Source organism: Streptococcus oralis subsp. tigurinus, assembly GCF_002356415.1.
Lineage (GTDB): Bacteria > Bacillota > Bacilli > Lactobacillales > Streptococcaceae > Streptococcus > Streptococcus oralis_F.
In genome coordinates this window covers 1,604,140-1,618,797 of the sequence record NZ_AP018338.1, presented here as the reverse complement: position 1 = coordinate 1,618,797, position 14,658 = coordinate 1,604,140, and the positions used below count along the sequence as shown (strand labels likewise).

13 protein-coding genes and 4 pseudogenes are annotated in these 14,658 nt (G+C 42.6%); 13 read left to right on the top strand and 4 right to left on the bottom strand.

What is annotated here, in order from left to right; genetic code table 11:
• The first annotated feature begins 80 nt into the window (after positions 1-80).
• The 5 genes from pheT to rpsI all read left to right on the top strand — a co-directional run bounded on the left by pheT (position 81) and on the right by rpsI (position 5,898).
• Positions 81-2,486: a phenylalanine--tRNA ligase subunit beta gene (gene pheT / locus STO1_RS08250; RefSeq protein WP_096422790.1), complete on the top strand. Its 2,406-nt coding sequence runs from the start codon at positions 81-83 to the stop codon at positions 2,484-2,486.
• Positions 2,487-2,736: 250 nt separating this feature from the next.
• Positions 2,737-3,630: an ABC transporter ATP-binding protein gene (locus tag STO1_RS08245; RefSeq protein WP_000895271.1), complete on the top strand. Its 894-nt coding sequence runs from the start codon at positions 2,737-2,739 to the stop codon at positions 3,628-3,630.
• Positions 3,627-4,826, top strand: a complete 1,200-nt coding sequence (locus STO1_RS08240; RefSeq protein ID WP_096422788.1) for an ABC transporter permease — start codon at positions 3,627-3,629, stop codon at positions 4,824-4,826. The genes STO1_RS08245 and STO1_RS08240 overlap by 4 nt, the downstream gene beginning before the upstream one ends.
• A 214-nt stretch (positions 4,827-5,040) precedes the next feature.
• Positions 5,041-5,487: a 50S ribosomal protein L13 gene (gene rplM / locus STO1_RS08235; protein WP_001044624.1), complete on the top strand. Its 447-nt coding sequence runs from the start codon at positions 5,041-5,043 to the stop codon at positions 5,485-5,487.
• An 18-nt stretch (positions 5,488-5,505) separates the two neighbouring features.
• Complete coding sequence (gene rpsI / locus STO1_RS08230; RefSeq protein ID WP_000075973.1) at positions 5,506-5,898, top strand: 30S ribosomal protein S9; 393 nt, start codon at positions 5,506-5,508, stop codon at positions 5,896-5,898.
• A gap of 106 nt (positions 5,899-6,004) precedes the next feature.
• Here rpsI and STO1_RS09720 read toward each other — a convergent pair.
• Positions 6,005-6,163: pseudogene (locus tag STO1_RS09720) on the bottom strand (site-specific integrase); the annotation flags it as partial.
• A 142-nt stretch (positions 6,164-6,305) separates the two neighbouring features.
• Between STO1_RS09720 and STO1_RS08220 the strand changes: the two are divergent.
• From STO1_RS08220 to STO1_RS08200, 5 genes and pseudogenes are all read left to right on the top strand, one after another.
• Positions 6,306-6,818: a GNAT family N-acetyltransferase gene (locus STO1_RS08220; protein ID WP_096423010.1), complete on the top strand. Its 513-nt coding sequence runs from the start codon at positions 6,306-6,308 to the stop codon at positions 6,816-6,818.
• 264 nt (positions 6,819-7,082) lie between these two features.
• Entirely contained in the window at positions 7,083-7,769 is a 687-nt protein-coding gene (locus tag STO1_RS08215; protein ID WP_007522349.1) for a LexA family transcriptional regulator, read from the top strand.
• 3 nt (positions 7,770-7,772) lie between these two features.
• Positions 7,773-9,188: a Y-family DNA polymerase gene (locus STO1_RS08210; RefSeq protein WP_096422786.1), complete on the top strand. Its 1,416-nt coding sequence runs from the start codon at positions 7,773-7,775 to the stop codon at positions 9,186-9,188.
• Positions 9,185-9,547 carry a hypothetical protein gene (locus tag STO1_RS08205; RefSeq protein ID WP_096422784.1) on the top strand — a complete coding sequence of 121 codons (363 nt, stop codon included), beginning with the start codon at positions 9,185-9,187 and terminating at the stop codon, positions 9,545-9,547. Before STO1_RS08210 ends, STO1_RS08205 begins: the two co-directional genes overlap by 4 nt.
• Positions 9,540-9,737: pseudogene (locus tag STO1_RS08200) on the top strand (DUF5960 family protein); the annotation flags it as partial. The gene STO1_RS08205 and the pseudogene STO1_RS08200, both read left to right, overlap by 8 nt.
• 122 nt (positions 9,738-9,859) lie before the next feature.
• Here the strand turns inward: STO1_RS08200 and STO1_RS08195 are convergent.
• From STO1_RS08195 to STO1_RS08185, 3 genes and pseudogenes are all read right to left on the bottom strand, one after another.
• Positions 9,860-10,197 (bottom strand): annotated as a pseudogene (locus STO1_RS08195) (hypothetical protein).
• Positions 10,198-10,207: 10 nt separating this feature from the next.
• A pseudogene (locus tag STO1_RS08190) lies at positions 10,208-10,750 on the bottom strand (DUF3278 domain-containing protein).
• Positions 10,751-10,765: 15 nt separating this feature from the next.
• Positions 10,766-10,960 carry a helix-turn-helix transcriptional regulator gene (locus STO1_RS08185; protein ID WP_007522335.1) on the bottom strand — a complete coding sequence of 65 codons (195 nt, stop codon included), beginning with the start codon at positions 10,958-10,960 and terminating at the stop codon, positions 10,766-10,768.
• 160 nt (positions 10,961-11,120) lie between these two features.
• On the opposite strand from STO1_RS08185, the gene rsmH reads away from it, so the two are divergent.
• Genes rsmH through pbp2X form a run of 3 tightly spaced genes read left to right on the top strand, consistent with a single transcriptional unit; the run spans position 11,121 to position 14,658 of the window.
• Positions 11,121-12,071: a 16S rRNA (cytosine(1402)-N(4))-methyltransferase RsmH gene (gene rsmH, locus STO1_RS08180; protein ID WP_000159388.1), complete on the top strand. Its 951-nt coding sequence runs from the start codon at positions 11,121-11,123 to the stop codon at positions 12,069-12,071.
• Positions 12,072-12,081: 10 nt separating this feature from the next.
• Complete coding sequence (gene ftsL / locus STO1_RS08175; RefSeq protein WP_000840795.1) at positions 12,082-12,399, top strand: cell division protein FtsL; 318 nt, start codon at positions 12,082-12,084, stop codon at positions 12,397-12,399.
• Between the two features lie 3 nt (positions 12,400-12,402).
• Complete coding sequence (pbp2X, locus tag STO1_RS08170; protein WP_096422782.1) at positions 12,403-14,658, top strand: penicillin-binding protein PBP2X; 2,256 nt, start codon at positions 12,403-12,405, stop codon at positions 14,656-14,658.

Below are 14,658 nucleotides of genomic sequence, written 5' to 3'. Positions count from 1 at the left end.
GATGAGAAGGTGAGGACTGACTCGAAGAAAAAGAAAGGAATTGAAAAGGTCTTACTTGGTGAGATCTTACAATCAGAATTATGCTTGTATCTTATAAATGGTTAAAAGAATTGGTGGACATTGATGTGCCATCACAAGAGTTGGCTGAAAAAATGTCAACTACAGGGATCGAGGTCGAAGGTGTCGAATCACCGGCTGCCGGTCTCTCAAAAATTGTCGTCGGTGAGGTCTTGTCTTGCGAAGATGTGCCAGAAACTCATCTTCATGTTTGTCAGGTTAACGTTGGCGAAGAAGAAGCCCGTCAGATCGTTTGTGGTGCCCCAAATGTGCGTGCTGGTATCAAGGTCATGGTGGCTCTTCCAGGAGCTCGTATCGCTGACAACTACAAAATCAAAAAAGGGAAAATCCGTGGCTTAGAGTCTCTCGGAATGATTTGCTCACTTGGTGAATTAGGTATTTCGGACTCAGTTGTGCCAAAGGAATTCGCAGATGGTATCCAAATCTTGCCTCAAGATGCTATTCCTGGGGACGAAGTCTTTTCTTACCTAGACTTGGATGATGAAATTATCGAACTTTCCATCACGCCAAACCGTGCAGATGCTCTATCTATGCGTGGAGTAGCGCACGAAGTGGCAGCTATCTATGACAAGGCAGTTAGCTTTAAGGAATTCAGTTTAACAGAAACAAATGAAAGTGCAGCAGATGCTCTTTCTGTAGGGATTGAAACAGACAAGGCGCCATACTATGCTGCCCGTATCTTGGACAATGTGACCATCGCACCAAGTCCACAGTGGTTGCAAAATCTCCTCATGAACGAAGGTATCCGTCCCATCAATAATGTGGTCGACGTAACCAACTATATCCTACTCTACTTTGGTCAGCCTATGCATGCCTTTGACTTGGATACCTTTGAAGGCAATGACATCCATGTGCGTGAAGCGCGTGCTGGTGAAAAATTGGTGACCTTGGACGGTGAAGAACGTGACTTGGAAACAAATGACTTAGTCATCACTGTGGCTGACAAACCAGTAGCCCTTGCAGGTGTCATGGGTGGAGAGGCTACAGAAATCTCTGAAAAATCAAGTCGAGTTGTGTTAGAGGCAGCTGTTTTCAATGGCACATCCATTCGTAAGACTAGCGGACGCCTTAACCTTCGTTCGGAATCATCTTCTCGTTTTGAAAAAGGGATCAATGTGGCAACAGTCAATGAGGCCTTGGATGCTGCAGCTAGCATGATTGCAGAACTTGCAGGTGCGACGGTGCGTAAGGGCATCGTTTCAGCGGGTGAGCTTGACACTTCAGATGAAGATGTATCTTCAACTCTTGCCGATGTCAACCGTGTCCTTGGAACAGAACTTTCATACGCTGATGTCGAAGATGTCTTCCGTCGTCTTGGCTTTGGTCTTTCTGGAAATGAAGATAGCTTTACCGTTAGCGTCCCACGTCGTCGTTGGGATATCGCCATCGAAGCGGACCTCTTTGAAGAAATCGCTCGTATCTATGGTTATGACCGTTTGCCAACCAGTCTTCCAAAAGATGATGGTACAGCAGGTGAATTGACTGCAACACAAAAATTGCGTCGCCAAGTCCGTACGATTGCTGAAGGAGCAGGCTTGACAGAAATCATTACCTACGCTCTAACAACTCCTGAAAAAGCAGTTGAGTTCACAGCTCAACCAAGTAACCTTACAGAACTTATGTGGCCAATGACAGTGGATCGCTCCGTTCTCCGTCAAAATATGGTCTCAGGTATCCTTGATACGGTTGCCTACAATGTGGCTCGTAAGAACAAAAACTTGGCTCTTTACGAGATTGGAAAAGTCTTTGAACAAACAGGCAATCCAAAAGAAGATCTACCAAATGAGATCAATAGCTTTGCCTTTGCCTTAACCGGCTTGGTTGCTGAAAAAGACTTCCAAACAGCAGCAGTTCCAGTTGATTTCTTCTATGCTAAGGGAATCCTTGAAGCGCTTTTTGCTCGCTTGGGGCTTGAAGTGACTTATACAGCAACAGATGAAATTGCTAGTCTTCACCCAGGCCGTACAGCTGTGATTTCACTCGGTGACCAAGTTCTTGGTTTCCTTGGCCAAGTGCATCCAGTCACTGCTAAGGCTTATGATATTCCAGAAACGTATGTAGCGGAGCTCAACCTTTCAGCCATCGAAGCTGCCCTTCAACCAGCTACTCCATTTGTGGAAATCACGAAATTCCCAGCGGTTAGTCGTGATATTGCTCTACTTCTCAATGCAGAAGTCACTCACCAAGAAGTTGTAGATGCTATCCGAGCTGCCGGCGTGAAACGATTGACAGATATCAAACTCTTTGACGTCTTCTCAGGCGAAAAACTGGGAGTTGGTATGAAGTCAATGGCTTACAGCCTGACCTTCCAAAATCCAGAAGATAGCTTGACGGACGAGGAAGTCGCACGCTACATGGAAAAAATCCAAGCATCACTCGAAGAAAAAGTGAATGCAGAAGTACGTTAACTCATCAATCCATCCTTCGGGGTGGATTTTTAGTTTCAAAAGGACAGTTCAGAAGAGAAAAGCAACAGTTGAGAGAGGAATCATCTCAGAAAGCCTTTAATGAGCTATACTTAAGTTATCACTGAACCGCTTAAAAAACTTAGATTTGGTAGATTTTTACTATAAATAATATCGATAAAAATGGACATAAAATGTTGTAAATGCTATCAAAAAGGAGTATAATAAGTGCAACATATCTCGGAGGTGGAAGATGCTAGAAGTAAGAAATCTAGAGAAAAGTTTCGGTTCCAAGCAAGTCTTGTTTGGTGTCGATTTTCAGGCAAGTCCAGGACGGATTCTGGGCTTGGTAGGAAAAAATGGTGCTGGGAAAACAACGATTTTCCACAGTATGTTAAAATTTTTAGAGTATCAAGGAGAAATCAGTCTGGATGGACAGGAGATTCGTCAGGAGACCTATGCTCGGATTGGCTATCTGCCTGAGGAACGCAGCCTCATGCCTAAGCTAACAGTCCTTGAACAAGTTCGCTATTTGGCGACTCTAAAGGGCATGGATGCTAAGGAGGTCAAGGAAAAACTCCCTCAATGGATGGAAAAATTGGAAGTAAAGGGCAAATTGACCGACAAAATCAAGAGCCTCTCCAAAGGGAATCAGCAGAAAATTCAGCTCATTATCACCCTGATCCATGAGCCAGACTTGATTATCCTGGATGAGCCTTTTAGTGGTTTGGACCCAGTCAATACCGAGTTGCTCAAACAGGTCATCTTGAAAGAGAAAGAGCGTGGTGCAATCATTATCTTTTCTGACCATGTCATGACCAATGTTGAGGAACTTTGCGATGATATTCTGATGATTCGAGATGGGCGTGTGGTCTTGCATGGACCTGTTCAGGATGTCCGTAATCAATATGGGAAAACACGTCTTTTCGTTTCAAGTGAACAAAGCAAGGAAGAACTGGAAAAACTTCCTCACGTCAAACAGGTGAGCTTGACTAAGCAAGGCAGTTGGAAATTAATCCTGGATGATGAGGACGCTGGAAGGGAACTCTTCCCCATCCTCACTCAAGGTCAATATATCGCGACCTTTGACCAACAAGCTCCAACAATCGATGAAATCTTTAAACTAGAATCAGGGGTGGAAGTATGAGAAATATGTGGGTTGTAATGAAGGAAACCTATCTTCGACATGTCAAGTCGTGGAGTTTCTTCTTCATGGTGATTTCGCCGTTCCTCTTTTTAGGATTATCTGTAGGAATCGGCTATCTCCAAGGGTCTTCTATGGCCAAGAATAGCAAGATAGCAGTAGTAACAACAGTGCCATCTGTAGCTGAGGGTCTCAAGGGTACCAATGGTATCAACTTTGATTATAAGGATGAAGCCAGTGCCCAAGCTGCTATCAAGGATGAAAAAATCAAGGGTTACCTAACCATTGATCAAGAGGATAGTGTCATCAAAGCCGTTTACCATGGTGAAACTTCTCTTGAAACAGGCATCAAGCTAGCAGTAACCAATAAACTCAATGAGCTTCAATACCAACTCAATCGCTCGGCGGCCAATTTGTCCCAAGAGCAGGAAAAGCGCCTGAGTCAAACCGTTGACTTTACTGAGAAGATTGACGAATCCAAAGAAAATAAAAAGATGGTCCAAACCATTGCAGCTGCAGGGCTCGGTTTCTTCCTTTATATGATCTTGATTACCTACGCTAGTGTCACTGCTCAGGAAGTGGCTAGCGAGAAAGGAACCAAAATCATGGAAGTTGTCTTTTCTAGTATCCGAGCTAGCCATTATTTCTACGCTCGCATGATTGCCTTGCTTCTTGTAATTTTGACCCATATTGGTATTTATGTAGTGGGTGGACTTGCTGTGCTTCTTCTCTTCAAAGATTTACCATTCTTGGCAAATTCAGGTATTTTAAACCATTTGGGAGAAGCCTTCACAGTCAATACCTTACTATTTGTCTTAGTGAGTCTCTTTATGTACGTAGTTTTGGCAGCCTTTCTCGGTTCCATGGTTTCTCGTCCTGAAGATGCAGGCAAAGCCTTGTCACCATTGATGATCTTGATTATAGCAGGCTTTATAGGGGTAACTGCCTTGGGCGCTGCGGGGGACAATTTGGTTTTGAAAATTGGGTCTTATATTCCTTTCATCTCGACCTTCTTTATGCCATTTAGAGCTATCAATGGTTATGCAAGTGATTTAGAGGCTTGGATTTCACTAGCGATTACAATCGTTTTTGCAGTAACTGCGACAGTCTTTATCGGGCGTATGTATGCCAGCCTAGTCCTTCAAACGGATGATTTGGGAATATGGAAAACCTTTAAACGTGCCTTAGCTTATAAATAGTAATAGAAACCTCGTTTTTACGAGGTTTTTGTGATACTTTAAAGGTCAAATCAGGAAAATTATTTTTCATATCTATTGACTTTTAGTAGTAAAATTTGGTATGATAGTAGACGGTATTGTTTACCCCATTTGTAAGGCCCCGGAACCTTTCAAATACCCCGCGGACCGGAACATCCGCCTTGTAAACAAAAACGATATTCATATAGGAGAAATCATGAACAAAACTACATTCATGGCTAAACCAGGCCAAGTAGAACGCAAATGGTACGTTGTTGACGCAACTGATGTACCTCTTGGACGCCTTTCAGCAGTTGTTGCTAGCGTACTTCGCGGAAAAAACAAACCAACATTTACACCACACACTGATACAGGTGACTTCGTAATCGTTATCAATGCTGAAAAAGTTAAATTGACTGGTAAAAAAGCAACTGATAAGATCTACTACACTCACTCAAACCACCCAGGTGGATTGAAACAAATCTCTGCTGGTGAACTTCGTTCTAAAAATGCAGTACGTTTGATCGAAAAATCAGTTAAAGGTATGCTTCCACACAATACTCTTGGTCGCGCTCAAGGTATGAAATTGAAAGTATTCGTTGGAGCTGAGCACACTCACGCTGCACAACAACCAGAAGTTCTTGATATTTCAGGACTTATCTAAGGAAAGGAACAATAAAGTATGTCACAAGCACAATATGCAGGTACTGGACGTCGTAAAAACGCTGTTGCACGCGTTCGCCTTGTTCCAGGAACTGGTAAAATCACTGTTAACAAAAAAGATGTTGAAGAGTACATCCCACACGCTGACCTTCGTCTTGTAATCAACCAACCATTCGCAGTTACTTCAACTGTAGGTTCATACGACGTTTTCGTTAACGTTGTAGGTGGTGGATACGCTGGTCAATCAGGAGCTATCCGTCACGGTATCGCTCGTGCCCTTCTTCAAGTAGACCCAGACTTCCGCGATTCATTGAAACGCGCAGGACTTCTTACACGTGACTCACGTAAAGTTGAACGTAAGAAACCAGGTCTTAAGAAAGCTCGTAAAGCATCACAATTCTCAAAACGTTAATCAATACGATTATATCAACGTTTCAAAGCACTCAAGAGTTTACCTCATGGGTGCTTTTTTTATGTTTTTTGAAAAAGTTCACCTCAAAGTTCACCTTATTTTCACCTTATTGTTTTAGAGACTGTAAGGCAAATTCACCGACTGCCATAGGTACTACATTAGAAGTATTGACATAAATCTGTGTTGTACCTGTGTCGCTATGTGTCAGAGCTTCAGAAATAGCTTTGATAGATGTTCTAGCCTGTTTGGCTAGTGTGGCGCTTGAACATTATGCTTATCCATAGTATTTTGTGTTATAATGTAGAAACTATACAGAAAATAAAAGAATCTCTTTAAATTCTGTAAATTTCACTTTGTGTAAACATGAGAAAATGTTGAATGTAGATAATGATGGGAGAGGATTTGTAATGATCAGTTTAGAGCTGTTGTCTGAAGAAAATAGTCTAGACGTCTATTCTTTTGAAAAAGAAAATCGAGAGTATTTTGAACGAAATTTACCTCCTAGACCAGCTAACTATTTTGATTTAGAAGGTTTTAAAGAAATTACAAGGGAATTGTTAACGGAACAAAGGAATCGTGCTGTTTACATGCATCTTATTAGAAATTCGCAAGGTGTTATGGTTGGGAGAATCAATTTAAGTGTCTTAGAGAGTGATCGAAATACAGTAGAACTTGGGTATAGGATTGGGGAAAATGTTAACAATTTAGGTTATGCCAGCGAAGCGGTTAAACTCGTTTTAGAAAAAGCCTTCACGACTTATGGTTTCAATAGAATCATTGCAGGAACGGCAACAGGTAATCTAGCCTCTCAGAGGGTGCTTTTAAAAAATGGCTTCACCTTTAGTAGGGTTATAGAAAATGACTCACAAATTTATAATGAGTGGGTTCATACAGCAGTATTTGAGATAAGGAGACCATAATATCATCAATTCCGGTCTATTAACAAGGTTAATGGAGGCATCAATCTTTTCAGACATTCAAGAATTTACTCTTGGATGTCTTTTTTTGTTCAAAATAGATAAGTGTTGCTGTTTAAACTTGATTTTCCCAGTGGACAATCGTCCACTTTTTTTATATAATAAAACTAAACCGAATTGGTTGAATTTCGAAAATGTAAGCTCAATCATCAATTGATCTTTCTAAGGAAGATATTCTCAATAAAGCATCACACTAGGAGGTGAATCATGTACCAACCAGAAAAACTCAAGGCTCGGAGAAAAGAGTTAAAATTAACACAGAAGGAAATTGCAGAGGAGTTGGGGATTAGTTTTCAGGCTTACTCCGCTTGGGAACGCGGGATTAAGGAACCATCCAAGGAGAAGGTTGCTCAGCTGGAGAAGATTTTAAAAGTGGCAAAAGGCTATTTTACTCAGATTGAGATTGTTCGTCTTTACAATAGCCTCTCCAAGCAAGGGAAGGACAAGGTTGTGCTCTATGCTCGCAACCTGGCTAAAGAAGAACAAACTCAGAAAGTGACGACCATGCCAGAGCGTCTCTACGAGTATCATGTCTATGAATGCATGTCAGCAGGGATCGGGGCATCGGTCTACGGTGACAGAAATTTTGATACGGTTTACTTTAATGAGGAACTAGCCCACGATTTTGCTTCCTGGGTGTCTGGGGACTCCATGGAACCTAAATATCAAAATGGATCCGTGGCTTTGATTCGAGAGACCGGATTTGATTATGATGGGGCGGTTTATGCAGTGGTCTGCAACAACCAGACCTATATCAAACGGGTTTATCGGGAGGAAGATGGCTTGCGTCTGGTATCGATCAATCCAAAATACAAGGACATTTTCATCTCCTATGAGGATGATCCTCGGATTGTAGGGATTATCGTTGGGAATTTTGTGCCGATGGAGGGTTAGTCTATGGGCTACTTTGATTATTCCAGAGAGCCCAAGAGTGATATTGCCTTTATCGATATGAAATCCTTTTATGCCAGTGTCGAGTGTGTGAAAAGGGGCTTGCATCCACTGAAGACCTCGCTTTGTGTCATGAGTCGCGCGGATAATTCGACTGGCCTGATCCTAGCCTCCTCTCCCATGTTTAAGAAGATTTTTGGCAAGTCAAATGTTGGTCGGGCCTATGATCTGCCCTTTGATATCAAGACCCGCAAATTTTCCTATTATAATGCCAGAAAGCAAGGATTGCCTACAGATTCAGACTATGTGCGTTATATCGAAGATTGGGCCCAAGTCACCTTGATTGTGCCACCTCGGATGGACGAGTATATCGCGGTCAATATGGAAATTCAACGAATCTTTCAAAATTATGGCAGTCCAGATGATATTTATCCTTACTCTATCGATGAGGGCTTTATTGACCTGACTAGTTCGCTCAATTATTTCATCCCAGACAGGCGGATTTCTCGCAAAGACAAGCTGGATATGCTTTCTGCTCGTATTCAGAGGGATATTTGGAGACAGACAGGGATCTACTCTACGGTGGGTATGTCCAATGCCAATCCCCTGCTAGCCAAGTTGGCTCTGGATAATGAGGCCAAGCACACCCCAACCATGAGAGCCAACTGGTCTTATCAAGACGTGGAAGAGAAGGTCTGGGCCATTCCCAAGATGACGGATTTTTGGGGGATTGGCAGGCGGATGGAGAAACGCTTGCATACTCTGGGGATTTATTCCATCAAGGAATTGGCAACCAGCAATCCAGACCAGCTAAAGAAAGCTCTGGGTCAGGCTGGACTGCGTTTGTGGTTTCATGCTAACGGGATTGATGAGAGCAATGTTCATAAGCCCTATAAAGCCAAGTCCCAAGGGTTGGGAAATTCTCAAATCTTGCCGAGAGACTACGTGAAGCTACGGGATATTGAAATTATTCTCCGAGAAATGGCGGAGCAGGTGGCTATTAGACTGAGAAGGGCGGGCAAGAAAACAACCCTTGTCTCTATTTATGTTGGTTTCTCTAAACAGGAGGTTAGGCCGTCTATTCACGCACAAATGAAGGTCGAACCTACCAATAATACAGCTATCTTAACGGATTATGTTTTGAAGCTATTTCATAACAAATACACTTCTGGAGCGGTCAGAAGTGTCGGAGTCAACTATTCAGGGTTTGTGGACGAGTCCTTTGGTTTGATCTCTCTCTTTGATGATGTTGACAAGCTAGAAAAAGAAGAAAGGCCCCAGACGGCTATTGACTCCATTCGGGAACAATTTGGTTTCACTTCTCTCTTAAAGGCCAATGCACTGGAAGAAGCCTCTAGGAGTCTTGCCAGAAGCAAGTTGATTGGGGGGCATTCTGCTGGAGGATTAGATGGATTACAATGATTGATCGTTCTTATTTACCTTTTCAATCTGCGCGAGACTATCAAGATCCAGGTATGCAGAAGTGGATGGGCTTTTTCCTCTCAGAGCATACTAGTTCGCTTGGTGAAGAAAAAAATTGGGTTGATTTTTCGACGGATTTGAATTCAATTGAGAAGCTACTCTTGCTTTCTCAGCTTTATGTTGGGCAACTGAAGGGATGCTTTGTGGTCAAGGAAAAGAAGCATAAAACCACGATCATCGGTGAGGTGAGCGAATTATCACCTCAAACTCTATCTATTAGGACAAATGAGGGATATAGGCTGGTAGAGATTGTAGATGTCCTCGAAATTCGACTGTGGGAGGAGGGAGTTTATGACTAGAAAAGAGCTGTATGAAAACAAACTGCAGATGGATTATTTTTCAGATAATTATATCCGTTTTGAAGAGGATTTCCAAAAATGCTCTGCCATGAATGTTCCCTTGACTTTTTTGATCGATGATATCCTACGAACCATGGCAATGAATCAGAAGAACTACTTCGTCTTAAACAAGGAAAATGCCAAGGATGGGGGCATACTGACTCCGAAAAGTTAGACAAATAATTTAAGTAAAGGCTTTAGCTCTGTATTGCATAGGATTAGGTCATATTAGTTTGATCTTTATTTGTTTGTTGTTGCAGTAATTGATGTAGTTTACAATAGCTTTTGATGTACTTCTTTAACTACTTGATAAAAGTTATAGAAGTAGACCCAACTCGAAATGATGGTTACGACTAGGAATATTGGCAATTTCCATTGGAAAGGGTTGGTTAAAAGCTGTGGCAAGGATATGAGGAGAAAGAAGAGGGCGGCGTTGAGGCTAGGTATCCATTTTGATTGGATTTTCTCAAGTCCAGGTCCTTTATTTAGCGCAGGAAGAAAGAGGAGTAAGAGTATTAAAACGGTATGAGATATAGCTCCTGAAACAAGGACGATAGTGAGGAAAATACTGATAAAAATATGACTGTCAGTAGTCTTGCTAGTGATTTCATAAGGCAGCTCCTAGTCGTCTTCTTGATCTTTCTTAGCTTTTTGGATGCGAAGTGAGACGATAATTTGTATGGTCAATCCGAAGAAGAAGGCAGCTAGGATCGTTGACATAAAATGTCCTGTATTTAAAAGAGAACTAAGACAATCCCTGCCATCATCCGTTAGGACATTCAGCAGTGGTATTCCAAATAACATGCCCATTCCGTAAATCAACCCCGTTTTTAGGCCAGGAAAACGTAGCTACTTACTTTCTTTTTGGCTCAGCATTTCGGGATCAATGGCTGTGATGCCTGTTTTCTTGGTTTGGGAGAGCACATAGAGAGCAGAAATCATGGAAATCAGAAAGATAATGATTGGATATCCGACTGCGACTACTTGGGGATGTCTATAAGCGAGGACGAAGGGGATGAGATTCCCAAATGTCATCAGATAAAAGAGGAAGATAAAGACTTGATTGCCAATACGGTCGGCTTCGCGCCGTTTGTGTTCGTCAAGGGGACCAGAAATGCCGTATGTGCGTTTGATAAGTTTTTCAGTGAGAGTTTCTTTTTTCATTTGTTTGCTCCTTTTTTAAAAATCGTCTTCCCAAAAGAGGCTGTTGAGGTCAGTTTGGAGGCTGCGGGCGAGATTGAGACAGAGTTCCAGAGTTGGATTGTACTTGTCATTTTCAATCATGTTGATGGTGTGTCTCGAGACACCGATATCTTTGGCGAGTTCGAGCTGGGAAATGCCCAGTTCCTTGCGGAATTCTTTGACACGGTTCATATGATCCCCTTCTAATATGTCGTATATATTTGACTATAGTATATTTTTCGAGAGGAGTGCGTCAAGTATATATGACATTTTTTTGAAAAATTTTTTCGAAGGTTTCTAGATTTATCTGACAAGTGCAAGCTGGTCAGATTTGTGGTAAAATAGATAGGGTATGACAAAAGAATTTCATCATGTAACGGTATTGCTTCATGAAACGATAGATATGCTTGACGTGAAACCTGACGGTATCTACGTTGATGCGACTTTGGGTGGAGCAGGCCATAGCGAATATTTATTAAGTAAATTGAGCGAAAAAGGGCATCTCTATGCCTTTGACCAGGACCAGAATGCCATTGACAATGCGCAAAAAAGGTTGGCACCCTATATCGAAAAGGGGATGGTAACCTTTATCAAGGATAACTTCCGTCATTTGCAGGCACGTTTGCAGGAGGCTGGTGTCCAGGAAATTGATGGAATTTGTTATGACTTAGGGGTGTCCAGTCCTCAGCTGGATCAGCGTGAGCGTGGCTTTTCTTATAAAAAGGATGCGCCACTGGATATGCGGATGAATCAGGAAGCTAGTCTGACGGCCTATGAGGTGGTCAATCATTATGACTATCATGACTTGGTTCGGATCTTTTTCAAGTATGGTGAGGATAAGTTTTCTAAACAGATTGCTCGTAAGATTGAGCAAGCGCGTGAGGTGAAACCAATTGAGACAACGACGGAGTTGGCAGAGATTATCAAGTCGGCCAAGCCTGCCAAGGAGCTCAAGAAAAAGGGGCACCCTGCCAAGCAGATTTTTCAGGCTATCCGAATCGAAGTCAATGATGAGCTGGGCGCTGCAGATGAATCCATCCAGCAGGCTATGGACATGCTGGCTCTAGATGGGAGAATCTCGGTCATTACCTTCCATTCGCTGGAAGACCGCTTGACCAAGCAATTATTCAAGGAAGCTTCAACAGTGGAAGTTCCCAAAGGCTTGCCCTTCATTCCAGATGACCTTAAGCCCAAGATGGAATTGGTATCCCGCAAGCCAATCTTGCCAAGTGCTGAAGAGCTAGAAGCCAACAATCGTTCGCATTCAGCCAAGTTGCGCGTGGCTAGAAAAATTCACAAGTAAGAGGAAAAACATGGCAGAAAGAATCGAAAAAACAAGCCAGTTATTGCAAACGAAGTTTAAAGGTTTTTCACGTGTGGAAAAGGCCTTCTATGTTTCGATTGCTGCAACAATGATTATCCTGGCAATTAGCGTTGTGTTTATGCAGACCAAGCTATTACAAGTTCAGAATGAGTTGACCAAGGTCAATGCTCAAATCGAAGAAAAGAAAACAGAGCTCGACGATGCCAAGCAAGAGGTCAATGAATTGATTCGTTCAGAACGTTTGAAAGAGATTGCAAACTCCAAGGATTTGCAGCTGAATAACGAAAATATCCGAGCAGCGGAGTAAGAAATGAAACAGTGGAAAGAAAAAATCATCCGTTATGCCGTCCGTAACCGTAAATCTCCAGAAGAAAATCGCCGAAGAGTAGGGAAAAGCCTGAGTTTATTGGCTGTCATACTCTTCGCTGTCTTTTTGGTCAACTTTGCGGTCATTATCGGAACGGGTAAAAAATTTGGTAAGGACTTGGTTCAAGAAGCCAACAAGGTCCATCAAACAACCAAGACGATTCCTGCAAAACGGGGAACCATCTACGATCGTAATGGAACGCCTATTGCTGAGGATGCAACTTCTTATAATATCTATGCTGTTATTGACAAGACCTACAAGTCGGCAACAGGCAAAATTCTCTATGTAGAAGATTCTCAATTTAATAAGGTAGCTGAAATTTTCCATAAATACCTAGATATGGAAGAGTCTTATGTCAAGGAACAACTTTCTCAGCCAGATCTAAAACAGGTGTCTTTTGGTACCAAGGGAAATGGGATCACCTATGCCAATATGATGGCTATTAAAAATGACCTTAAAACAGCTGGCGTTGAGGGAGTTGACTTTACAACTAGCCCTAACCGCAGTTATCCCAATGGACAGTTTGCTTCATCCTTTATCGGTTTAGCGCAACTCCATGAAAATGAGGATGGCACCAAAAGGTTGATTGGGACATCTGGATTGGAGAGTTCTTTAAATAGCATTCTGGCGGGTACAGATGGGATCATCACCTATGAGAAAGATCGTCTGGGAAATATTGTTCCGGGTACAGATCAAGCTTCTCAACAAACGGTAGATGGAAAAGATGTCTACACAACCCTTTCTAGTCCCTTGCAATCCTTTATGGAAACCCAGATGGATGCCTTCCATGAAAAAGTAAAAGGCAAGTATATGACGGCTACCTTGGTTAGCGCTAAAACAGGGGAAATCCTGGCTACGACCCAACGGCCGACCTTTAATGCAGATACCAAGGATGGCATCACAAAAGACTTTGTCTGGCGAGATATTCTTTATCAAAGTAACTACGAGCCAGGATCAACCATGAAGGTGATGATGTTGGCTTCAGCCATTGATAACAATACCTTCCCTGGTGGCGAGTACTTTAACAGTAGTGAATTGAAAATAGCAGATGCGACCATTCGAGACTGGGACGTCAATGAAGGATTGACTAGTGGTGGCACCATGACCTTCTCTCAAGGATTTGCCCACTCAAGTAATATTGGAATGACCTTGCTTGAGCAAAAGATGGGAGATGCAACCTGGCTGGACTACCTCAACCGTTTCAAGTTTGGGGTACCGACCCGTTTTGGTTTGACAGACGAATACACAGGTCAATTACCTGCTGATAATATTGTCAATATTGCCATGAGCTCATTTGGACAAGGGATCTCTGTCACCCAGACCCAGATGCTTCGTGCCTTTACAGCCATCGCCAATGATGGGGTTATGTTGGAGCCGAAATTTATCAGCGCTCTCTATGATCCAAATGACCAGTCTGTCCGTAAGTCTCAAAAGGAAATCGTTGGAAATCCTGTATCAAAAGCGGCAGCGTCCTCTACTCGGGAGCACATGGTCATGGTCGGAACAGATCCTGTCTACGGTACCATGTACAACCACAGCATAGGAAAGCCGAATGTCAATGTTCCAGGTCAGAATGTCGCCCTGAAATCAGGGACTGCTCAGATTGCTGATGAGAAGAATGGAGGTTACCTGACAGGTGAAACCAACTATATCTTCTCTGTTGTGTCAATGCATCCTGCAGAAAATCCTGACTTTATCCTCTATGTGACGGTGCAACAGCCAGAGCATTATTCGGGTGTTCAGCTTGGAGAGTTTGCCAACCCAATCCTTGAGCGAGCTTCTGCCATGAAAGAATCCCTCAATCTTCAGTCAACTGCGAAGAGCTTAGATCAGGTCAGCAAGACGACAAGTTATGCCATGCCTGCCACCAAGGATTTTACTCCGGGTGACCTAGCAGAGGAATTGCGTCGTAACCTTGTCCAACCAATCGTTATCGGAACAGGAACCAAGATCAAGGAGCTCTCGGTTTCTGAAGGAGATAATTTGGAGGCCAATCAGCAGATCTTGATCCTGTCTGATAAGGTTGAAGAAATGCCTGATATGTATGGCTGGACAGATGAAAATGTGCAAACATTGGCCAAATGGCTCAATATAGAAGTCGAGTGGGAAGGTAGTGGTAAGATAGTCAAGAAACAAAGTGTCCGTGCCAACACTGCCCTCAAAGATATCAAAAAATTGAAAGTAACTTTAGGAGATTAA